This window comes from Micromonospora sp. C97 (assembly GCF_018070385.1).
Classification (GTDB): Bacteria; Actinomycetota; Actinomycetes; order Mycobacteriales; family Micromonosporaceae; genus Micromonospora; species Micromonospora parva.
In genome coordinates this window covers 159,853-180,570 of record NZ_JAGPXU010000001.1, presented here as the reverse complement: position 1 = coordinate 180,570, position 20,718 = coordinate 159,853, and the positions used below count along the sequence as shown (strand labels likewise).

Annotated in this window: 18 protein-coding genes; 10 read left to right on the top strand and 8 right to left on the bottom strand. The window is 70.7% G+C overall.

What is annotated here, in order from left to right; all coding sequences use genetic code 11:
- Positions 1 to 686: 686 nt before the first annotated feature.
- Positions 687 to 2,747: a cellulose binding domain-containing protein gene (locus KBX26_RS00745; RefSeq protein ID WP_210864421.1), complete on the top strand. Its 2,061-nt coding sequence runs from the start codon at positions 687 to 689 to the stop codon at positions 2,745 to 2,747.
- 295 nt (positions 2,748 to 3,042) lie between these two features.
- On the opposite strand, the gene KBX26_RS00740 is transcribed toward KBX26_RS00745, so the two are convergent.
- Positions 3,043 to 5,835 carry a M14 family zinc carboxypeptidase gene (locus KBX26_RS00740; protein ID WP_247680066.1) on the bottom strand — a complete coding sequence of 931 codons (2,793 nt, stop codon included), beginning with the start codon at positions 5,833 to 5,835 and terminating at the stop codon, positions 3,043 to 3,045.
- 188 nt (positions 5,836 to 6,023) lie between these two features.
- Here KBX26_RS00740 and KBX26_RS00735 point away from each other — a divergent pair, with 188 nt between their 5' ends.
- Positions 6,024 to 6,380, top strand: coding sequence for a hypothetical protein (locus KBX26_RS00735; protein WP_247675346.1), 357 nt, complete (start codon positions 6,024 to 6,026; stop codon positions 6,378 to 6,380).
- 57 nt (positions 6,381 to 6,437) lie between these two features.
- Here the strand turns inward: KBX26_RS00735 and KBX26_RS00730 are convergent, their stop codons facing one another.
- Positions 6,438 to 7,766: a glycoside hydrolase family 18 protein gene (locus KBX26_RS00730; RefSeq protein ID WP_030337923.1), complete on the bottom strand. Its 1,329-nt coding sequence runs from the start codon at positions 7,764 to 7,766 to the stop codon at positions 6,438 to 6,440.
- Positions 7,767 to 7,911: 145 nt separating this feature from the next.
- Here KBX26_RS00730 and KBX26_RS00725 point away from each other — a divergent pair, with 145 nt between their 5' ends.
- Complete coding sequence (locus tag KBX26_RS00725) at positions 7,912 to 8,796, top strand: bile acid:sodium symporter family protein (protein ID WP_030337922.1); 885 nt, start codon at positions 7,912 to 7,914, stop codon at positions 8,794 to 8,796.
- Between the two features lie 54 nt (positions 8,797 to 8,850).
- Here the strand turns inward: KBX26_RS00725 and KBX26_RS00720 are convergent, their stop codons facing one another.
- Positions 8,851 to 9,270 (bottom strand): PPOX class F420-dependent oxidoreductase, encoded by a 420-nt coding sequence (locus KBX26_RS00720; RefSeq protein WP_030337921.1) that lies wholly within the window; start codon positions 9,268 to 9,270, stop codon positions 8,851 to 8,853.
- A 133-nt stretch (positions 9,271 to 9,403) separates the two neighbouring features.
- On the opposite strand from KBX26_RS00720, the gene KBX26_RS00715 reads away from it, so the two are divergent.
- Positions 9,404 to 10,297, top strand: coding sequence for an NAD(P)-dependent oxidoreductase (locus KBX26_RS00715; RefSeq protein ID WP_210864419.1), 894 nt, complete (start codon positions 9,404 to 9,406; stop codon positions 10,295 to 10,297).
- A gap of 1 nt (position 10,298) precedes the next feature.
- Here the strand turns inward: KBX26_RS00715 and KBX26_RS00710 are convergent, their stop codons facing one another.
- From KBX26_RS00710 to KBX26_RS00695, 4 genes are all read right to left on the bottom strand, one after another.
- Positions 10,299 to 11,264 (bottom strand): glycoside hydrolase family protein, encoded by a 966-nt coding sequence (locus tag KBX26_RS00710; RefSeq protein WP_307857720.1) that lies wholly within the window; start codon positions 11,262 to 11,264, stop codon positions 10,299 to 10,301.
- A 294-nt stretch (positions 11,265 to 11,558) separates the two neighbouring features.
- Positions 11,559 to 11,906: a thioredoxin gene (trxA, locus tag KBX26_RS00705; RefSeq protein WP_030337918.1), complete on the bottom strand. Its 348-nt coding sequence runs from the start codon at positions 11,904 to 11,906 to the stop codon at positions 11,559 to 11,561.
- On the bottom strand, positions 11,885 to 12,268 hold the full coding sequence (locus KBX26_RS00700) for a MerR family transcriptional regulator (protein WP_030337917.1): 384 nt from the start codon (positions 12,266 to 12,268) through the stop codon (positions 11,885 to 11,887). Before KBX26_RS00700 ends, trxA begins: the two co-directional genes overlap by 22 nt.
- A 134-nt stretch (positions 12,269 to 12,402) precedes the next feature.
- Positions 12,403 to 13,365, bottom strand: a complete 963-nt coding sequence (locus tag KBX26_RS00695) for an AraC family transcriptional regulator (protein ID WP_210864418.1) — start codon at positions 13,363 to 13,365, stop codon at positions 12,403 to 12,405.
- A gap of 242 nt (positions 13,366 to 13,607) precedes the next feature.
- Between KBX26_RS00695 and KBX26_RS00690 the strand changes: the two genes are divergently transcribed.
- The 4 genes from KBX26_RS00690 (at position 13,608) to KBX26_RS00675 (ending at position 18,570) form a co-directional block, all read left to right on the top strand.
- Entirely contained in the window at positions 13,608 to 15,152 is a 1,545-nt protein-coding gene (locus tag KBX26_RS00690; RefSeq protein WP_210859124.1) for an NAD(P)/FAD-dependent oxidoreductase, read from the top strand.
- Between the two features lie 115 nt (positions 15,153 to 15,267).
- The gene (locus tag KBX26_RS00685) at positions 15,268 to 16,479 is read left to right on the top strand and encodes a low temperature requirement protein A (protein WP_210859125.1); all 1,212 of its coding nucleotides are present in this window, start codon (positions 15,268 to 15,270) and stop codon (positions 16,477 to 16,479) included.
- 159 nt (positions 16,480 to 16,638) lie between these two features.
- Entirely contained in the window at positions 16,639 to 17,535 is an 897-nt protein-coding gene (locus KBX26_RS00680; RefSeq protein ID WP_030337913.1) for a hypothetical protein, read from the top strand.
- Positions 17,536 to 17,610: 75 nt separating this feature from the next.
- Positions 17,611 to 18,570: a carboxylesterase gene (locus KBX26_RS00675; RefSeq protein WP_030337912.1), complete on the top strand. Its 960-nt coding sequence runs from the start codon at positions 17,611 to 17,613 to the stop codon at positions 18,568 to 18,570.
- Here KBX26_RS00675 and KBX26_RS00670 read toward each other — a convergent pair.
- Positions 18,528 to 19,628: an aldo/keto reductase gene (locus KBX26_RS00670; protein ID WP_030337911.1), complete on the bottom strand. Its 1,101-nt coding sequence runs from the start codon at positions 19,626 to 19,628 to the stop codon at positions 18,528 to 18,530. The genes KBX26_RS00675 and KBX26_RS00670 overlap by 43 nt on opposite strands.
- Positions 19,629 to 19,759: 131 nt before the next feature.
- On the opposite strand from KBX26_RS00670, the gene KBX26_RS00665 reads away from it, so the two are divergent.
- Together KBX26_RS00665 and KBX26_RS00660 are read left to right on the top strand one after the other, a co-directional pair.
- Complete coding sequence (locus tag KBX26_RS00665) at positions 19,760 to 20,365, top strand: TetR/AcrR family transcriptional regulator (RefSeq protein WP_030337910.1); 606 nt, start codon at positions 19,760 to 19,762, stop codon at positions 20,363 to 20,365.
- Positions 20,366 to 20,426: 61 nt separating this feature from the next.
- Positions 20,427 to 20,606 (top strand): hypothetical protein, encoded by a 180-nt coding sequence (locus KBX26_RS00660; protein WP_156058023.1) that lies wholly within the window; start codon positions 20,427 to 20,429, stop codon positions 20,604 to 20,606.
- Positions 20,607 to 20,718: the final 112 nt, after the last annotated feature.

The window sequence follows — 20,718 nt, the reverse complement described above, 5'->3', positions numbered from 1 at the left end:
CCAACAACGGCAGTTGTCTATGGACAATCGCTCACTGTTAGCGTTAACGTTACGGACAGTCGTCGGTACTCGAACGACGTCGGGCCGCGGTGACGGAGTTGTCGCCAGTGACCCGCGGCGTGACGGACGACGATCGTGGCGTGGGGCGGGTGGCACGCGGCCGGCGCGAGACGGCCCGAGACCACCACCGGGCGACCCGCGCGCCACGCGGCCGAGGCATGAACGGCCACCGGGAATCCAGGGCAGCGCAGCAGCCGGGACAGTCGTGCGACGACAACCGGCCGCCGCCTGTCAGCGCGCACCGCTGAGCAGCGGCCCACCTCTGGGCCGCCCCTGAAGACGACCGTCGGTCCCGGCCCTGGCCGCCCGGGTCGCGTCCCGCTGTTCGGAGTCCGGGCCCGAACAGCGGGACGCCACCCAGTGGCGGCGACAACCGACGGGGTACGCCGACGGCGGTCAGCGTGTCGCACCTTGAGATTGTCCAGCCGCCAGTGCCATTGTGGTACGTCGATGAAGCCGCGCGCGGGCTGACCTCCGTCCACTGGGCAACCGGGATCCCTGTGTGATCTCCGAGGGACGGTGACACAAGCGATGGACCAACGAAGGCCAATCGTCCACGAGCTCGCCCGTGCCCGCGTCGCACAGTGACTGGCGGGGCGGCTCACCTGCGCGAAGGAACCCCGCCCATGCGTACACCGAAGACCCGTGCGGCACTCCTGGCGGGCCTGCTGCTCGCCGCGAGCGCGCTCGCGGGCGTCAACCCGCCATCCGCCAGCGCGGCAGCCGACCCGGTCAGCGTGACCGTCAACACCCGCGCCGGTCTGGCGACCGTGCCGGATACCGCGCTCGGCGTCAACCACGCCATCTGGGACGCGAACCTCGGCACCGCCGAGACATCGGACCTGCTCCGCGACGCCGGCGTGCAGATGATGCGCTACCCCGGCGGCTCGTACGCCGACATCTACCACTGGAAGGACCACACCGCGCCCGGCGGTTACGTCGCACCGGGAACCGACTTCGACACCTTCATGGCGGCGGTCCGGCGCGCCGGCGCCCAACCGATGATCATTGCGAACTACGGCACCGGCACGCCCGCCGAGGCCGCCGACTGGGTGCGGTACGCCAACGTGACGAAGGGCTACGACGCCCGCTACTGGACCGTCGGCAACGAGAACTACGGCAACGGCCACTACGGGTCCGCCTGGGAGGCGGACAACCACCCGGACAAGAGCGCGACACAGTACGCGAGGCTGGTCGTCGAGTACGCCGACGCGATGAAGGCGGTGGACCCGAGCATCAAGGTCGGGGCGGTGCTGACCATGCCGGGCAACTGGCCGGACGGGATCACCGCCGGCAGCGACCCCGGCCCGTGGAACCAGACGGTGCTCTCCATCGCCGGCCCGAAGATCGACTTCGTGGACGTGCACTGGTACCCGGGCGGCACGGCACCCGAGTCGCTGGCCCGCGTCAACCACCTCCCCGACGCCACCTACCTGCTGCGGCAACAACTCGCGCGGTACGCCGGTGCGAACGCCGACCGTATCGGCATCAGCTTCACCGAGCTGAACGTCGACGCGGGCCGGACCACCCAGCCGGCGGCACTCTTCCTGGCCGACGTCTACAGCGGGCTGCTGGAGAGCGGCGTCTTCACCGTTCAGTGGTGGAACGTGCACAACGGCATGGGCACCGTGGCGCAGGTGGCCGGCCAGACCGACTACGGCGACTTCGGAATGCTCTCCAGCGGCGCCTGCACCGAGGACGGCTCGGTCTGCCAACCGCCGCTGAACACGCCCTTCGCGCCGTACCACGGGCTGCGCATGATGAAGCTCTTCGCGACGCCCGGCGACCAGTTCGTCCGCGCCGGCACCGACGAGCCGCTGGTCACCGCGCACGCCGTCCGCCGGGCCAACGGTGACCTCGCCGTGCTGCTGGTGAACAAGGACCCGGACCACGACCACCCGGTCACCATCGACTACGCCGGGTTCACCCCGTCGGCGGTCGCACCGACGGTGTCTACCCTCACCAACGGCGCCACCGGCATCGCGACCGGCCAGTCCGGTTCGGCGACCAGCCGCACGCTGCCGGCGTACTCGTTGACCACGATCGTGCTGCGACCGGCCGGCACGTCCGCCGGACGGCCCTCGACGCCGGGCCAGCCCACCGCGAGCGGCGTCACCGACCGCGCCGCGACGATCACCTGGCCGGCGGCCACACCGGGTGGCAGCCCCATCGCCAAGTACGAGGTGTACCGGCACAACGGCGCGGTCAGCGAGCAGCTCGGCGAGACGGCGTCCACCTCGTTCACTGTCGACAACCTGGTGCCGGGCAGCAGGTACACCGTCAATGTGCTGGCCCGCGACACCGCCGGCCGGGTCTCCTGGTCCTCACCGCCGCTGACCTTCGCCACCGGCAGCCCCGCCGCCAGCGCGTGCACCGTCCGTTTCACCACCGCCAACGACTGGGGCAACGGCTACATCGGTGGCGTCGACATCACCAACAACGGGACGAAGCCAATCAGCGGCTGGACGCTCACCTGGACCTGGCCCACCGGCTGGCAGCAGGTGAGCAGCGGCTGGAGCGCCACCTGGGAACAGGTCGGCACCGCCGTGCGGGTCACCCCGACCGACGACAACCGGCAGATCGCCGTGGGTGCCACAGTGAGCGCCGGTTTCGTCGGCGCGTACAGCGGCCCGAACGTGCTGCCCACCGCGTTCACCCTCAACGGCACTGTCTGCGCGACCGGGTGACCGAGCTGATGCCTGTCGCGTTCGTCGACCTGGGCACATGTCGTCCGATCGTCGGAGGGCGACGTCCTGGGTAGCGACGCTTTGGAGCTGATGCCGCAAACGAATCAGGACAGGTGACAGCCGTGGGGTCAGCGGGGTCGGTCCAGGGGTCAGCTGATTCGTTGACGGCATCAGCTCCATAGGGCCGTAAGTCCACCCGCAGTGGTCCCGGCGGCAGCACCTGACTAACCCCGGAACCCACCGAAACGCCCGCCCCCGATACGTGGGGACGGGCGTTTCGGCGTGCGGGGCTACGTCAGGCGACCACCGACCGCAGTGGCACCCCGGCGTCGCGCAGGGCGCGTACCAGATCGTTCGCGAACGGGTGCTCGTCGACCTGGAGGCCCTGCGGGTTCGGGATCACGACGTACGCCGAGCCGTTCTTCGTGGACGCCTGCGCGTCGGTGCTGAAGCGTTCGACGATCGCCCGGGTGCGGGGCAGGTCGCCGGCCGCGACCTGGATGGTGATCGGTCGCCAGCCGCCGCCGAGGTCCGGCGTCACGGGCGCGGCGGCGGCGCTGGTGCGCGCCGCGTCGACACCGGCCGAGCGCCGGGCGTCCGGGGCAGCGCCCGCCGGGTAGAGCAGCGCGTTGGCCACCAGGTGCAGACCATTCTCGTTGTACGCCCGGAAGAGCGGGTTGAACGCGAACAGCACCGCCCGACCGGCGCCGGTCGGCTCGTCCACCACCGCCGCGGTGCCCTTGAGGGTGTCCGCGCCGACGGTGTAGCCGTTGGCCCAGAACGTGTCACCGGTCGGGTAGCTCAGCACGTTCGTCCCGGTGGTGCTCGGGGTGAGGATCGGGTCGCTGTTGTTGAACTCGAAGTCCTCCGCCGGGCGACCCGACGCGACCGGGCTGTCGGTGTCGACGTCCACCCGCAGGTGTGAGCCGATCACCAGGTAGTCGGCCGGCTTCGTCTTCTCGGTGGTGGAGGTGAGCCCGGCGGCGCGGGCCAACCGGGTGCCCTCGTTGCGCAGCCCGACGTAGGTGTGGCCCTGGGCGATCCACTCGCGCAGGTTGGCCTGGCCGGCGGCGGTCAGACCGCCGGTCGGGCTGCTGCCGTCCGGCACCACCAGCACGGTACGCCCGGTGAACGCGGCGGTGTTGTCGTTGATGTCGGCAGTGGTGACCGGCTTGAGGTCCAGCCCCCACCGCTTGCCGAGCACGTAGCGCGCCTCGCCGTGGGAGCCCGACGTGGTGGAGATGCCGGTGCCCTGGAAGAGCCCGACGTCGGGCAGGTCGAGGCGGGTACCGGAGGGCCGACCACCCGGGGTGAGGCTGACCCCGAGGGATTCGGCCAGCCCGTCCACGCTCCGGCTCACAGTGGCGGCCGGGATGGCGACAGTGCTGGTCGTGAGGTCACGGACCAGGGGTACGCCACGGCCGAGCAGCGCGAAGGTGAACTCCGCGGCGGCGGCCGAGTCGAGCGGGTACGTGTACGAGCCCCACGGCCACGCCGCACCGGTGCGACCACCGGAGACCTTCCGGACCAGCTCGGCCTTCGGCTTGACGGTGTCGCCGGTGTAGATGGCCGAGACACCCATCAGCAGCGGGTTGCTCCAGGACGACACGTCGTAGAAGTACGGGAACGGCACGTACGGGTCCTCGCCCATGACGGCCTGGATCCAGTGCTTCTGTGGCTGGTCCATCGGGATCCAGTACGCGCCAACGGGCACTGTCACGTTGGTGGCGGTGCGCCCGCCGAAGACCCGCGCGGTGGGCACCCGGGTCGGTTTGCGCACCTCGTACACCTCGACGTCCATCCGGCGCAGCCGCTCGACGAGTTGGCGGACGTCGGCGAGCTGCCGGTCGGGCAGCAGGAAGTACGAGCGGACCTTGACGTCCGGCACCGGGAACTGGACCTCGTTGGTGGGCTGCACCACCTCGTTCGGCTCCAGCGTGCCCGCCCTGCCCTGGGCGAGCGCGTCGGTCCAGATGTCGAAGTAGCCGTCCAGCACCTCACGCTTGTGCGCGGCGGCCCAGCCGAGCGTCGACCACTGGGTGTGGAACTGCTGCTGGACCCGGTCGGCCACCGCCGACGCGCTGCCCTTCTCGTACGTCATGCCGGCCGCGCCGAAGCCGGTGGTCGGCACCGTGTCGCCGTAGCCCATGAAGAACATGTCGTACGTGTCGTAGTTGAAGTAGCACTCGGTGGTGACGGTCTCGTCGCAGGCCCCGTTGAAGCCGAAGCCGGCCTTGTTGGCCTCGCCGATCCGGTTGATCCAGTCCACCGCCTCGCCGGCGATCTCGTGGTGGATCGGGTCGGCGTTGGGCGGGAAGAAGTACTGCCGGCCACCCATCTCGTGCGCGTCGATGAAGACCTGCGGCGGAAAGCGGCGCAGCAGCTCGAGCTTGCCGTCGGTCTCCTGCTGGGTGCGGGCGAACCAGTCCCGGTTCAGGTCGAAGCCGAACTCGTTCTGCCGCCGGGTGGCGTCGCGGCCGTCCGGGTTCTGGGTGGGGACGATGATGGTGACCAGGTTGTCGTTGCGCTCGGCGACGGCGCAGGACAGGCCGGCCGCCAACTCGTACAGCGTCTTGAGCGCCGCGTCCGCACCGCTCTTCTCGCCGCCGTGCACGTTCGCGGTGACCCAGACGATGGCCGGGCTGTCCTTCGCCGTCCGGGCGGCCGTCCGCGCGCTGGTTCGGCGCGGGTCACGCAGGTCCCGGACGTCGTCGGCGATCTGGCGCAGCGCGGCGGGCCGTACGTGACGTTCGTTGGACACCACCGCGTACGGCAACGGTTGGCCGAGCACGCTGGTGGTCATCACGCCGGTGACGACCCGGTTCGAGGCGCGGTCGACGGCCCCGAGGTAGGTGTGGACCTCGTCGTTGGTGACGACCCGCTCCTGACCCGCGCCGAGCGGGAAGCCGAGCACGGTCTCCGGGCTGGGCACGGTGCCCAACCGGGCGGTCGGGTCGTCGCTGCACCGGGAGGGCGGGGCGGCGCTCGCGGCAGGTGTGCCACCGAGCAGGGGAGTCGTGCCGAGCAGGAGGGCGATCGTGGCGGCACTCGCCAGGCGTCTGGCGGGGACCTTCCGGAATGGACGCATCGATGGGGCCATGAGTCGTGTTTCCCTTCTCGGGCACAACCTCGCAGTGGCCGGAGCCTATGAATCGTCGACACGGCGGTCAAGGCTTGATCGATATTGCTGACTACACGGCGTGCCGGTCCCGACGCGGACTGGCAGGATGGGTGGCGCGGGTTTGTCGTCGCCTGGGAGGAGGAGACGTGCCAGAGATGATCACGCTCTCGATCCATCCGGATCTTCCGTCCGCCGCCGCGCGGCGTTCGCTGGCGTCCTGGCTGCGTGCCGAGGAGCGGCTGCGGGAGCTGGTGACCACGACGTCTCCCGAGGGGGAGTCGGCGGGCCACCCGGACGTCCTGCGGGTGGCGGCCGGCGACGCGGGCACCGCCATGGTGCTCATCCAGGCGGTCGCCGCCTGGCTGACCCACCGCCGCGAGGATGTGACGGTGACGCTCACCCGGCCCGGCGGTTGGTCGGCCGAGGTGGACATCCACCGCGCTCGAGACATGGACCAGGTGACCGCGCTCATCGAGGCGGCGGTGCGCGCGGTGACCGCCCCGCAGAGCTAGCCGGCCCGCCGCCGGCCGAGGAGTCGGTCGGCGGCGGGCCGCAGGGATCGGGTACGCCTACCAGGTCGTCAGACCGAGGCCGATCGTCTTGGTCAGGGTGGCGTTGTCGTCGTCGCCGTCGAGCGACCAGATCATGGCACCGGCGAGGCCGGCCCGTCGGATGTAGAGCGTCTTCTGCAACACCACCGCCGGGTCGTCGTACGTCCACAACGTCGTACCGTCGAACAACCAGGCGTGCCCGGCGCGCAGGTCGCGGTGCACGGTGTAACCGTTGCCGGCCAGCGTCTTGAGCTTCTTGTAGTCCTCGTAGCCGGCTTCGAAGGTGGCCGGCGCGGGCCCGGTGGCCGGCTGGAACAGGCCGTTGCCGCCGCCGGTGATGCCGGTCCAGCCGCGACCGTAGTAGGGGATGCCGAGCACGAGCTTGTCCCGTGGCGCGCCACGGGCGATCCACCCGTCGATGGCCACCTCGACGGAGAAGTCCGGGTTGTCCGGGGCGCCCGCCGGGACGCGAAGCGCCGACTGCTGGTTGGCCCGCGCGTCCCAGCCGCCGTGGAAGTCGTACCCCTGCACGGTGGCGAAGTCCAGGTACTTGAAGATCTTGCGGCCCTCGTAACCGGCGTCCATGGTGGCCGGGCTGGCCGGCAGGAACGCGGTCAGCGGGTGGTGCGCGCGGGTCGTGCGCCCGTACGCGTCGAGTTGCCGGCGGAACTCGGCGAGCAGTTTGGTGAAGTTCTCCCGGTCCTCCGGGCGGATGACGTTGCCGGGCTCACCCTCCCAGTTGGGCCACTCCCAGTCGAGGTCGATGCCGTCGAAGACGCCAGCGGCGGCGCCCGGGGTGCTGCCCGGGAGGTTGCCCCTGAGGTAGAGGTCGATGCAGGACGTGACGAACGCCTTGCGGGAGGCGTCGGTGCGGGCGGCGTTCGAGAAGTACGTCGACCAGCTCCAGCCGCCGAGCGAGATCAGCACCTTCAGGTCGGGGTGCTTGGCCTTGAGCTTGGCGAGCTGGTTGAAGTTGCCGTTGAGCGCCTGGCCGGGGGCGTCGGCGACACCGTCGACGCTCTCCTCGGCCGGGACGGGTCGCTGGTAGTCGGCCCAGGCGTCGCCCTCGCCCGGCCCACCGTCCACGAAGCAGCGACCGTCCTCGCTGACGTTGCCGAAGGCGTAGTTGAGGTGGGTGAGGCGGCTCGCCGCCCCGGAGGTTTCGAGCTTCTTGACCGGGAAGGCCCGGCCGTAGATGCCCCACTGGGTGAAGTAGCCGACCCGGTGGTAGCCGGTGCGGCGCTGGTTGTTGTCACCGGCGCTGGCGACGGTGGGCGGAGCGGCGGTGACCAGCAGTGTCGCCAGGGCGACGACGGCGGTGAGACGGCGGTGGCGCAATGGTCGCATCGGCACACTCCCACGAGACATCAGACAGAATTAGTAAAGAGAGTTATCTGATTGATGAAGTTAAGCCGGTCACCGTCCGGGGTCAAGAGCCGCCAGCCACATGGGGGATTGTGACGGCGTTACCGGGTGGTAACGATGTTGTGCCATGGACTCCGCCGTGACTCTGATCGGACTACCCGTCGCCCTCGGCATCATCATGCTCGGTCTCGGTCTCGGACTGACCATGGCGGACTTCCGCCGGGTGGCCCACCACCCCCGAGCCGCCGTCATCGCCCTGGTCTGCCAGGTGCTGGTGCTGCCGGCGCTCTGCTTCTGCCTCGTCCTCGCCTTCGACCTGGCACCCGAGCTGGCCGTCGGCATGATGTTGCTGGCCGCCTCTCCGGGCGGCACCACGGCCAACCTCTACAGCCACCTGTTCGGCGGCCACGTGGCATTGAACATCACCCTGACCGCCATCAACTCGGTGCTCGCCGTGTTCACCCTGCCGATCCTGGTCAACCTGTCGGCGGCGTACTTCCTGCCCGACGGGCGCAGCATCGGCCTGCAGTTCGACAAGGTGCTGCAGGTCTTCGCCATCGTGCTCGTCCCGGTCGCGATCGGCATGCTCATCCGGGCACGGATGCCGCAGGTGGCCGAGCGGCTGAACCGCCCGGTCCGGATCCTGTCCGTCGTCGTCCTCGTCGCGGTGATCGCCGGTGCGGTGCTCGGCGAGCGGGAGAACATCGCCGACTACTTCGTCTCGGTCGGCCTGGCCGTGCTCGCCTTCAACCTGCTCAGTCTCGCCATCGGGTACGGGGTGCCGCGCCTCGCCGGTGTGGACCGCAGCGCCGCGACGGCCGCCGGCTTCGAGATCGGCATCCACAACAGCACCCTGGCCATCACCATCGCGCTCAGCCCGGCGCTGCTCAACAGCACCCAGATGGCGATCCCGGGCGCCGTCTACGGCATCGTCATGTTCTTCACCGCGGCGGCCTTCGGTTACCTGGTGACCCGGGCCGGCGCCCGGTCCGCCACCGCCCTGACGCCCTGACGGCCGCTGCCCGCTCTCCCCGACGGCGGGGTCAGGGCGAGCGGGCGGCAACTCTCAGCCGACCTGGTTGTTGTCCTTCTGCGCGCCCCAGCCGTGCCAGCGGTCGATCTCGATCAGGGCGCTGACCCGGGCGCGCTCCCGCCGTGGGTACGCGTTGCCCGTGTAGTGCTTCGACAGCCGGTCGATGTCCGCGAGGCCCTCGTCGGGACGCAGTTCGGTGACGTGCCCGATGATGCTGACGTGGGTGTACCAGCCGGCCTCGTCGAGAACGGTGAGCGACACCCGGGGGTCGTTGCGGACGTGCTCCAGCCGGCGGCGGCTCTCGTCCATGTTCACCAGGATCCGGCCGTCCTCCCACAGGTACCAGGTGGCGGCGGAGACCGGCTGGCCACCGTTGCGCAGGGTGGTCATGACGGCGGGGTTCGGCTTCTGGAGCATGGCGACCGCGGCTTCGGGAAGCGGTGGCTTGGACATGAAGTCTCCTCGTCGCGACAACGTTTACCCCTGCACGTTACGCACCCGCTGGCCCGATCGCGCTCGGATCGTGATCACGGCGTGGCGGGCACCCGGCTGCCGGAGCGACGCCGGCGGCGACGAAGATGTGGTCATGAGCAATTCCGCACTGCCCAGGCGTGTCGTCGTCACCGGGGCCACCGGCAAGCTCGGCCGAGCCGTGGTCGCCCACCTGCGCGCCGTCGGCGTCGACGTGTTGGCGGTGGACCGCACCGGTGGCCGCGACCCGCGCGACGTGAACGGCGAGTTCCTGCTGGCCGACCTGACGGACTACGGGCAGGTGGTGGAGGCGTTCACCGGAGGTGCCGACGAGCACGCGGGCGGCGTCGACGCGGTCGTGCACCTGGCGGCGGTGCCGGCCCCCGGGCTGATGTCCAACGCCACCACCTTCGCGAACAACTCCGCCGCGACCTACAACGTGTTCGCCGCCGCTCGGGCGGCCGGCATCAAACGGGTCGTGTGGGCGTCGAGCGAGACGGTGCTCGGCCTACCGTTCGACACCCCGCCGCCGTACGCGCCGGTCGACGAGGAGTACGCGCCCCGGCCCGAGTCGACGTACTCGCTCAACAAGGCACTGGAGGAGGAGATGGCCCGGCACTTCTGCCGGTGGGACCCGGAGCTGGTCATGGTGGGTCTGCGCTTCTCCAACGTGATGGACGTCGAGGACTACGCGCCGTTCCCCACCTTCGACGCCGACCCGCAACTGCGCCGGTGGAACCTGTGGGGCTACATCGACGCCCGCGACGGAGCCCAGGCCGTCGAGCGGGCCCTAGCCCACGACCAGCCCGGCGCCGACGTCTTCATCATCGCCAACGCCGACACCGTCATGACCCGCTCCAGCGCCAGCCTGATGGCCGAGGTCTACCCGGACGTCGAGGTCCGCAAGGAGCTGGGCGAGCACGAGACCCTGCTCAGCATCGACAAGGCCCGCCGGGTGCTGGGGTACGAGCCGCAGCACTCCTGGCGGGACCACGTCGACCTGCTGTAGGTCAGCGCGCCGCCTGGTAGGCACGGCCGACGGCGGTGGCCGTGCCGCCGGTGCGGAACAGCCCGGTCTGGTCCTTGTCCGTGGCGGGCAGGCCGAACCACGCGTACCGGTGCAGCCAGGACAGGCCGCCCAACATCCGGGTGGCCGCGGTGAGGAACGCGGCCTGCTGGGCCTGCGTGGGGAAGCGGACACCGTTGGAGAAGTCGATCAGGGCGAACTCGGTGAGCCAGATCGGCAGCCCGTACCGGTCGTGCACGGCCTGCAGGTACGACCTGAGCTGGTTGACCGCGTTGGCGGTGGTGAAGTCGCCGCCGTACCAGTGCAGGGCGATGAAGTCGACGCGGTAGCCGCGCTGCTTCGCCCCGGCCATGAACCGGTCGAGCCACTCACCCGGCCGGTCCCCGCCCCAGGCGACCGCCGGGCTGCCCAGCGGAAGACCGGTGGCCTGCAACCGCGGCCACAGCTCCAGCGCCTGCTCGACGGTCATCTCCGCCTGACCGTTCAGGTCCGGCTCGTTGAACCCGAGCAGGTAGCGGCCGTTCTGCTTGGCCTGTTGCAGGTTGCTGGCGGTGACGCTCTTCGCCCCCCAGATCATGGGGACGAACTCGGTGCCCTGCGGACTGGCGACGCCCTGGTGCTTCACGTCCCAGGTGTAGTACCAGCTCGCCCCGGAGTCGGCCAGCGCCTGGCTGACGCCGTCGAAGGTCCACACCCCGACGCCCTTGCGCTTCGAGGTCGCCGCCGGGGCGACCGGACGCCCGGTTGTCGGCCGCACCGCCGGCGTCGGGGGCGGGGTCGGGGCCGCCCCCGCCGGGCTCGCCGTGGCGGTGGGTGCGCTCGGCCCGGTCGCGCCGGGCTGCGAAGCCGTCGGCGTGGGCGCGTCGAGGGCCTGGGTCGCCGCCGGGGCCGGCGTCGGCCCGGTCGGCTGCACCACGACGATCACACCGGTCACCAGTACGGCGACCACGGCGGCCACCAGGAGCGGCCACAACAGCCGCCGCGCGCCGACCGGGAGACTGCCGAGCGTCCCGCGTCGGGGTTCCGCGTGGACGCCTCGTCTTCCCCTCGCGGCGTCCGCTTCACCCGGGCCGGTTGCGCGCATCGTCTCGACTCCCTCATCTGGTCGTACCTCTACCTGACGGGGGCATGGCGGACGAACCGCCAGCTGCCTCCCCTCAGGAGACTGGCCGGCCGGACCGGGATAACGATTTCTGCGGCTGATGGTGGCCGGGAGCGCTGTCCCCGGGCGCGCTGCCGGCCGCTACCACCCGGCCTGTGCGGTCAGGGTCTGTCGCAGGTACGTCTTCGGCCGGGACCCCACTGTCGAGCCGACCACCTCGCCCTGACGGAACACCAGCAGCGTGGGCAGGGACATCACCTGGTAGCTACGGGTCGCCACCGGGTTCTCGTCGGAGTTGAGCTTCGCCACGACCATTCGGTCGCCGAACTCCTGGGCCAGCTCGACGAGGCTCTTCTCGATGGCCTTGCAGGGCGGGCACCAGTCCGCCCAGAAGTCGACGACCACGGGCCGGTCGCTGGCCAGCACCAGCTCCGCGAACGTGTCGTCGGTCACGGTGACCAGCGAACCTACTTCCGACTTCTGAGACATGTCTTCTCCCGATGGGCGATCGCGTGGGTGAGTTGACCGTGCAGTTGGTGGCGCACCGCGCCGAGCCGGTCGATGACGGCGTCGACCTCGGCGATCTTGCGCCGCAGCACCACCACCGAGTCCGGGCAGACGTCGCCGGAGCTGTTGCCGGCCCGCAGGCAGGCGACGAACGGACGGACATCATCGAGGCCGAAGCCGACATCGAGCAGTGCCCGGATCTCCCGTACGACGCGCAGCTCCGCCTCGTCGTAGATGCGGTAGCCGTTGGCGGAGCGCTGCGCCCGTACCAACCCGTGCGCCTCGTAGTAGCGCAGCGTGCGAGGGCTCGTGCCGGCCCGCTCAGCCAACTCGCCAATGAGCATCTGACCTCCTCCATCGGCCCGTCGCGACCACGCTAAACCTTGTCGTCGGCGTCAAGGCAAGCACCGGGCGAGGCGCGGTCAGCAGCCAGAAATGCCCCTTTGGGGGGCGCGCCGCCGGGGCGAGGCGAGGCTCGTCACCGACGCAGGGTCGTCGACGGCGACTCGCCGAACCGGCTCCGGTACTCGGTCGCGAACCGACCGAGGTGCACGAAGCCGTGTTGCAGGGCGACAGTCGTCACGGAAACCCCTGGCGCGGCCGAACGGAGCGTGCGGTGCGCCGCGTCGAGCCGGCAGGCCCGCAGGTACGCGGTCGGGGTGGTCTGCAACTCACGGCGGAAACAGTCCTGCAGCGTTCGTACGCTCACCCGCAGCGCCTCGGCGACGTCACCGACGGTCAGCGCCTCGCCGTGGTGTTCGGAGATCAGGGCGCAGGCCCGGCGGACGAGACGCCCGGGGTGGGCGTGCTGGTCCGGCTCGGCGAGCAGGTGGGAGTGGCTGTGCCGGTGGGCCAGCAACAGCTTGCCGATGAGCCCCTGCTCGAAGCGGGCGGCGACCTGCGGGTGGTCGAACAGCGACGCGTCCGCCGGCTGCGACAGCTCGTCGGCGAGGAACGCCACCCCGCGCGCCCACGCCTGCGCGGTCGCCGTGGTCATGAGCATGCCGACGTCCAGGCGGACCGGGTCGTCCACCGGGCGGCCCAGCAGGCGGGCGAGTTCCCGGTCGACGGCGCGCCGGTCGGCGTAGAAGATCCGGTGGGGAGAGCCCTCGGACCACCGCATGTCCGAGGCGTCGTACGGGGACAGGACCGAGGCGACGTCGGGGGTCGAGCTGACGGTCTGACCGGCGTGCCGGACCAGTGTGCTGCCGGCGCTGGGGATCTGGACGAGGTAGAAGGTCTCCAGCGCGGGCGGTTGAATGCGGACCGCCTGCCCGTAGTCGAGGTCGATGACTCCCACCCCGCCCGCCCGGCGAGCCGCCATCCGCAGGCGCACGCTGCGGACGCCCGCCTGCGGGGTGAGCCGGTGTGGACAGAAGACGCGGCCCACCTCGGCGCGCGCCCGGTCGACGTCGTCCGTCCGGACCGTCACCGCATCCATCCGACACCTCCTGGGCGTCCTGTCGCGCTGACCGTAAGGCGTGCGCGGGCCGGAACAGCCCGGAAAGCCGTCGACCCGACAGGAAAAGGGTCCGGCCGCGTACCGCGGACAGTGGCCGCGTCGCGCGGATAGCGACAGTCCCGGCGTGCTCGCTAGCGTGCGAGCACCGCGGGCGGTCAGCGTCGGCGCGGGTTTCCGGCACTGCTTCACGTCGCAGGGCTCACGTTCGTTTGGAGGAGACCATGAGGATTGCTGTCGTCGGTGCCGGATTCGCCGGTGTGAGCGCAGCGAAGGTGCTGCGACAGAGCGGATTCGACGTCACCGTGTTCGAGCGCGCGCCCGACGTCGGCGGGGTGTGGAGCCGTACCCGGCGCTACCCCGGTCTGACCACCCAGAACGACAAGGGCACCTACCACCTCTCCGACCTGCCGATGCCCGCCCACTACCCGCAGTGGCCCTCGGGCGAGCAGGTCCAGCGGTACCTGGAGACCTACGTGGAGAAGTTCGGGCTGGCCAGCGCGCTGCGCCTGTCCACGGAGGTCGTCTCCGCCGAACTCGTCAACGACGAGACCGGGTGGCTGGTCACGTCCCGACCGACCGGCGCCCAGGAACCGTTGACTGTGCAACGGTACGACCACCTGATCGTCGCCAACGGCATCTTCTCCGACCCGCTCGTGCCGTCCTTCGACGGGCAGGCGGCCTTCGCCGCCGCCGGAGGGCGCGTACTGGCGACGGGGGAGTTCCCCGACGTCGAGGCGGCCCGAGGTAAGAACGTCCTGGTGGTCGGGTACGGCAAGTCGGCCTGTGACGTGGCGGTCCCGGTGAGCGAGGTCGCCGCCCAGACCCACGTGGTGGCCCGGGAACTGCTCTGGAAGATGCCCCGCAAGCTCGGTGGGGCGCTCAACTACAAGTACCTGCTGCTCACCCGGATGGGTGAGGCGCTCTTCCGCTACCTGCACCTGAAGGGCTTCGAGCGGTTCCTGCACGGCCCGGGGAACGGCCTGCGGCAGCGCATGGTCACCAGCGTCGGCTCGGTCGCGACCCGGCAGTTCAACCTGCGCGCGCTGGGCCTGGTGCCCAACGGCAGCTTCGAGGACATCGCCCGCAGCACGGTCAGCCTCGCCACCGAGGGCTTCTTCGAGCGGGTCACCGACGGCCGCATCGTCGTGCACCGGGATCAGGTGATCACCGAGTTGCTGGTCGATGACGCTGGCCGGCCCGCCGCCCGCCTGGCCGACGGCACGGTGCTCCCCGCCGACCTGGTGCTCTGTGGCACCGGCTTCCGCCAGCGCGTGCCGTTCCTCGACGAGGCGGTGCACGCCCGGCTGCAGGACGACGCCGGCAACTTCATGCTCTACCGGCAGATCCTGCCGCTCGGCGTGCCGCGCCTGACGTTCGCCGGCTACAACTCGTCGTTCTTCAGCCCGCTCAGCGCGGAGATGGCGGCGGTCTGGACGGCCGCGTACCTGCGGGGTGGGATCACCCTGCCACCCGAGGAGCGCATGCGTGACGAGGTGCGCGCCCGGCTGGCCTGGATGACGGCACGCACCAACGGACGGCACGCTCGTGGCACGAACATCATCCCGTTCTCGATGCACAACATCGACGAGGTGCTCGACGAACTGGGGCTCAACCTCGGCTCGCTGACCCGGGCCCGGCAGTGGCTGTTCCCGGTCGACCCGGGCTCGTACCGCGGGGTGACGGCGCAGATGATCCGGCGTACCGCCGACCCGGTATTCGCCATCAGCGACGACAGCCCGATAAAGATGGATAAAGTACGCAGATAGCGGATCAGGCGGGACCGGTCGGTGAGGAGGCTCGGGGACGATGGCAGCGGAACAGAGCCACCACCGTGCTGCGTCCGTGCCACCTGCCCCGGCCGGCTGAGCTGTCCCGCCGCCCGTGCTGAGGCGCGCCGAGTTCTTCCGTGGCCTCGGGGACAGCAGGAGCCCGAACTCGGCGACCGTCCTGGAACTGCTGTTCGACATCGTCTACGTCTTCGCGCTGGCCCGCCTCGCCGGGCGGGTCGCGGACGACCTGACCATCGTCCGGCACACCCTGCTCTCCGAGGCGGGCCAGACCGTCCTCTTCTTCACCGCGATGTGGATGATCTGGTCGCTCAACGCCCTGCTGGCGAGCACCTACGACCCGCGGCGCCCCGATCTGCAGGTCATCCTGCTGGCGACGATGTTCGGCACGCTGGTGCTGGCTGTCACCCTGCCGCAGGCCTTCGGCCAACGCGGTGTCATCTTCGCCTGCACCTACGTCGTCATCCAGGTCGGCCGACCGCTCTTCCTGTCGTTCGCCCTGCGTGGCCACCCGGTGCACGTGTTCTCGCTCCGGGTGCTGACCTGGCACCTGGCCACCGGTGTGCTCTGGATCAGTGGTGGCATCAGTGGTGGTCTCGGTCGAGGGGTCTTCTGGACCATCGCTCTCGCCGTCGAGATGATCGGCGCCGCCACCACCTACCCCCTGCCCCGCCTGGGTCCGAGACAGATCGACAGCCTGCGGGTCACCGTCTCGCAGGAGCATCTCGCCGAGCGGTACAACCAGTTCTTCATGATCGCTCTCGCCGAGGTGGTGCTCGAAGCCGGCGCCGCGGTCAGCTTTCCGGGCTTCTCGACCGAGGGAACAATCACCCTCGTCGCCTCGTTCGTGGCGGTCGTCTCGTTCTGGCGAATGTACTTCTACCACGTCAGATCCGGCCATGCCTCGACCCCGAGCGGGGAGGGGATCCAACTGTCGCGGTGGGCGAGCTACAGCCTGCTGTTGATCGTCGGTGGCATCATCTGCACCGCGGTCGGCTTCGGTCAGGTCATCGAGGACCCACACCCGCCGATCGACTGGGCGCTGGTGGCCATCATCTTCGGCGGCCCGGTGCTGTTCCTGATCGGGCGGAGCACCCTGGAACGGGCGAGCCGATCCGCACCTCGGTGTCGGGTGCTCTATCTCGGCGCTGTGGCGCTGGCCGTGGCGGCCCCGGTAATGGTGCTGCTTCCACCGGTCGCCGTGGCGGCCGTCGCGGCGCTGATGCTGGCCGCCATCACCGTGTTCGACCAACGAGCCCACCGCCGAGTCCACCGGCTGGGGTCGGAGTCCAACCCGACGCTGTGATGATCCCGTTGCGGGCCGGCGGCCACTGCGCGTAGCGTGGTCGGGCACGCCGTCGAGCGGGAAGGAGGTCAGAACAATGTCCGATGTTCTGCGCCCCCTCCGCGCTCCGGCGTCCGCGCGGGTCTGACCCGGGGCGCTCGCTTCCCGGAGGACCAACCCATGACTGATCTGGTCATTCGTCCGCTCGTCGCGGGCGAGGAAAATCTGTTCGACTCCATGCCCGATCCGCTGCCGCAGCTGCGCCAGGTCGCGTACGCCGACGGGGTCGCCGGCGGCGGCTACCGGCCCGAGACCACCTGGGTCGCGTTGCGCGCCGGGCGGTTGGTGGGCCGCGCCGCCTGGCTCCTGCCGCCGGGCGCGGTCGGTGCCCCCTGGCTGGACCGGTTCGACCTGGACGCCGAGCCGGAGGTGGGCGCCGAGCTGCTGCGCGCCGCCCACGAGGCGCTGGGCGGTCCCGGTCTGTACTACGCCGCGCTGCCGGCGCACTGGCGGCGTCGGCCGGAGGTGCTGGCCGTGGTGCAGGCACCGATGGCGGCCGCCCGGCTGGCCGGGCTGGTCGAACGGGGGGAGCGGATCCGGTGCTCCTGGACGGGCACCCCGCTGCCGGCGTCCTCCGGGCGCTACGACTTCCGGCCGCCCGCCGACGTCGCCGAGATCAACGCGCTGGTCGCCAGGATCGTCGAGCCGGACGTGCTGACCGGCGTCGAGATCGCGCGGGTGGTTGCCGGTGTCGACCTCGCCACCGACCCACTGGCCTGGTTGGGCGACGCCACCGAGGAATGGCGCGTCGCCCTGGCGGCCGGCGACCCGGTCGGGTTGGTCGGCACCGCCGGAGACGCCTGCTACCCCCTGCTCGCCTACCTCGGCCTGCTCGACGAGGCGGCCCGGCCCGAGCTGCTGGCCGAGGCGGTGCGGGTGCTGGCCGCCGGTGGTGCCCGCGAGGTCATCGCCGATGTGGAGTCCCACCGGGTGACGGTGCTCGCCGAGTTGGAGCGGACCGGCTTTCGGCAGTTGCGTTCCCGGGTCGCCTTCGCGCCGCCGGACAGTCAGGAATAGCTGACCGGGTGCGCCCGGTCACCCGGGCGCACCCCCTCAGCCGGCGCGGACCCCGCCAGCTGTCAGCATCTGGGCATGCCGGAGATCATCGCCCTTCTCCTCGGCGGGTTGGCGCTGGTCGTGGCGGCGGTCGCCGGGCTCTATCTCTGGCCGGTCGGCCGCCGTGGGCTGTCGGTCGCGCCGGCCCGACCGCTCGACTTCGACACGGCCATCCGTGCCGCCGAGGCCACCATCGCCGCCGAGGCTGCCGATCCGGAGATCCGGCCCGAGTCGCGCAGCCGCCTGCTGAGCCACGGCTCCCGTACCGGCCGGGCCGTGCTGTTGCTGCACGGATACACCCTCGCGCCGGAGCAGTACGCGGGGTTGGCCGAGGAGTTCTTCGACAGTGGGTACAACGTCTGGATCCCCCGGGCCCCCCAGCACGGCACCGTCGACCGGCAGGCCCACCACCGGGTCCAGGCCGCTGAGCTGACGACGTACGCGGCGCAGGGTTGGGCCGTCGCGGCGGCCCTCGGAGACGAGGTGGGCGTCGTCGGGATCTCCGGCGGTGCCGTGCTGGCCACCTGGCTCGCGCAGGTGCCCGGCAACGTCGTACGCCACCTGTTGTTGCTGTCGCCGTTCTTCGGCCCGAACCCGCGACAGGCACCGGCGTACGCGGTCAAACCGCTCATCGTGCTGTACGGACGCCGCGTCCTGCGGGACCGCGTCACGTCGCGCGGATACTCCCTCGCCGCCGTCACCCAGTACCTGACGATTGCGCGTACCCTGCCGAATCCGCCCCGACGGACCGGTCTGCGGACCGCGGCTGTCGCGATCAGCCCGCTCGACGCCGTGGTGGACCTCCGGGCGGCGGTGCACCTGCCGCGCCGGATCGCCGACGCGAACGCGATACCGCTGCGGGTGTGCACCCTGCCGGCGGAGTTGGGGGTCGAGCACAACACCCTCAACCTCGGCGTCGACGGCGACGAGTGGCGACGGCGGTACGTCGCGCTCTACGAGGGCGACCCGGCGCCGTTGAACACCGCAGGGGCGTAGCCGGCGGGCTTGTCGCCGATGCCGAGGCCGGGGCTCACCACCCAGGACTGGTACTGCGGGGTGAACATGCCGTAGAGCAGCGGGACCTTCGGGGCGCTCGCCTCGTCGAGCCGACGTCGGGCGTCGGCCGGGATCTCGAAGTCGAGCGCGCCGAGGTTGCTGGCGAGCTGTTCGGGGCCGCTGGCCCCGATGACCACCGACCCGACGGCGGGCTGGGTGGCCACCCAGTTGATCGCCACCTGCGCCATGCTGCGCCCGAGATCGGCGGCCACGCTCTCCAGCGTCTCGATCACCTGCCAGTCGCCGGGGCTGATCTCCCGACCCGCGGCGTCGGGGTTCGTCAGGCGGCCGGCCCCGCTCATGCCCTCGGCGGTCCGCCGGTACTTGCCGCTGAGCAGCCCTCCGCCGATGGGGCTCCACGCGGTGAGCCCCATGCCCAGGCTCTGCGCCATCGTCACGTGCTCCGCCTCGATGTCCCGGGCGACGAGCGAGTACGGCAACTGCACGTTGACCATCGGGGCCAGCCCGTGTGCCTCGGCGTAGCTCTGCGCCCGGGCCGCGTACCAGGCCGGTACGTCGGACAGCCCGGCGTACCGGATCTTGCCGGAGCGCACCAGGTCGTCGAAGGTGTGCACGACCTCCTCGACCGGGGTGATCCGGTCCCAGGTGTGCAGCAGGTACAGGTCGATGTAGTCGGTGCCGAGCCGGCGCAGCGACGCCTCCACGGCCCGCATGATGTGCTTGCGGCCATTGCCGCTGGCGTTCGGGTCGGACGGGTCGACGGTGTTGGTGGCCTTGCTGGTGAGCACGAGCCGCTCGCGTACGCCGGCCCGCTCGATCAGGCGGCCGAGGATCTTCTCGCTCTCGCCGGCGGTGTAGAAGTCCGCCGTGTCGATGAAGTTCCCGCCCGCCTCCAGGTACTGCCGGAAGATCGGTTCGGCCTCCTGCTCGGTCCTGCCGTACGCGGCGTGGAACCCGTCGACGCCGAAGTTCATGGTGCCCAGTGCCAGCCGACTCACCCGCAGACCGGACCGCCCGAGCAGGTAGTAGTGGTTCATGGTGGTGCCCTTCCGATTGTGGTGTCGGCCCGCTGCGGGCCACGTGTTCCAGACTTTTGCTCGGCAAAAATGGACCTGCAAGTCCAAAACCGAGCTAGGGTCGGACCCGCACCCCGAGACCAGGAGGTCCCATGACACGGGCGTTGACCCGCAAGGGCGAGGCGACCCGGGCCCGGATCGTCGCCGGCGCGGCCGCCGAGATCCGCGAGCGCGGCGTCGACGAGGTACGCCTCGAAGACGTGATGGCCCACACCGGCACCAGCAAGGGGCAGCTCTTCCACTACTTCCCGGACGGGAAGGAGGGGCTGCTGCTCGCGGTGGCGCAGCACGAGGCGGACCAGGTGCTCGCAGACCAGGAGCCGATGCTGAGCAACCTGACGACCTGGCCGGCCTGGCTCGCCTGGCGGGACCGGCTGATCGAGCGGTACCAGGCACAGGGGGTGAAGTGCCCGCTCAACGGTCTGCTCGGCCAGACCGGCCGGCGGGCGCCCGGCGCGCAGGCGATCGTGACCGGCCTCATGTGGCGCTGGCAGAAGGCGATCACCGAGGGCATCCGGCACATGCAGTCGACCGGCGACATGGCCGGAGACCTCGACGCCGACCGGGCCGCCGCGGCACTGCTCGCCGGCATCCAGGGCGGTGTGCTGCTGCTGCTCTCCACCGGGAAGATCGACCACCTCGAAGCCGTCCTCGACCTCACCATCGACTCGCTTCGGGCAGGTGCTCGAACGGCCTGATCGTGTGAGAATCTGCTCGTCCGGCCGTGCCCCGGTCGTTGTCGGAGAGGGGTGGTCGCTCGTGTCGGCAGGATTGGTGGCAGTGCTGCTCGGCGGCGGGATCCCGCTCGTCGCCGCGCTCCTGCTGATGATCATCGGCGCGCTGGGGCGTCGGGCACGGGCCGGGCGACTGACCGGCCGATACACGTCGCGTCCGGGCAACTCGTCAGACAACAGCTCGTCGAGCATGGGCGGAAGCTGAGGCCAGCCCCGCCCAACCTCCAGCGAACCTCCGCAACTGACCGTGCACCGCGACGCTCCCGCCCTTGGTGATCAAGAGGTTTGCGTCAGCGGGCTCGGCGTGTCGTGACGCG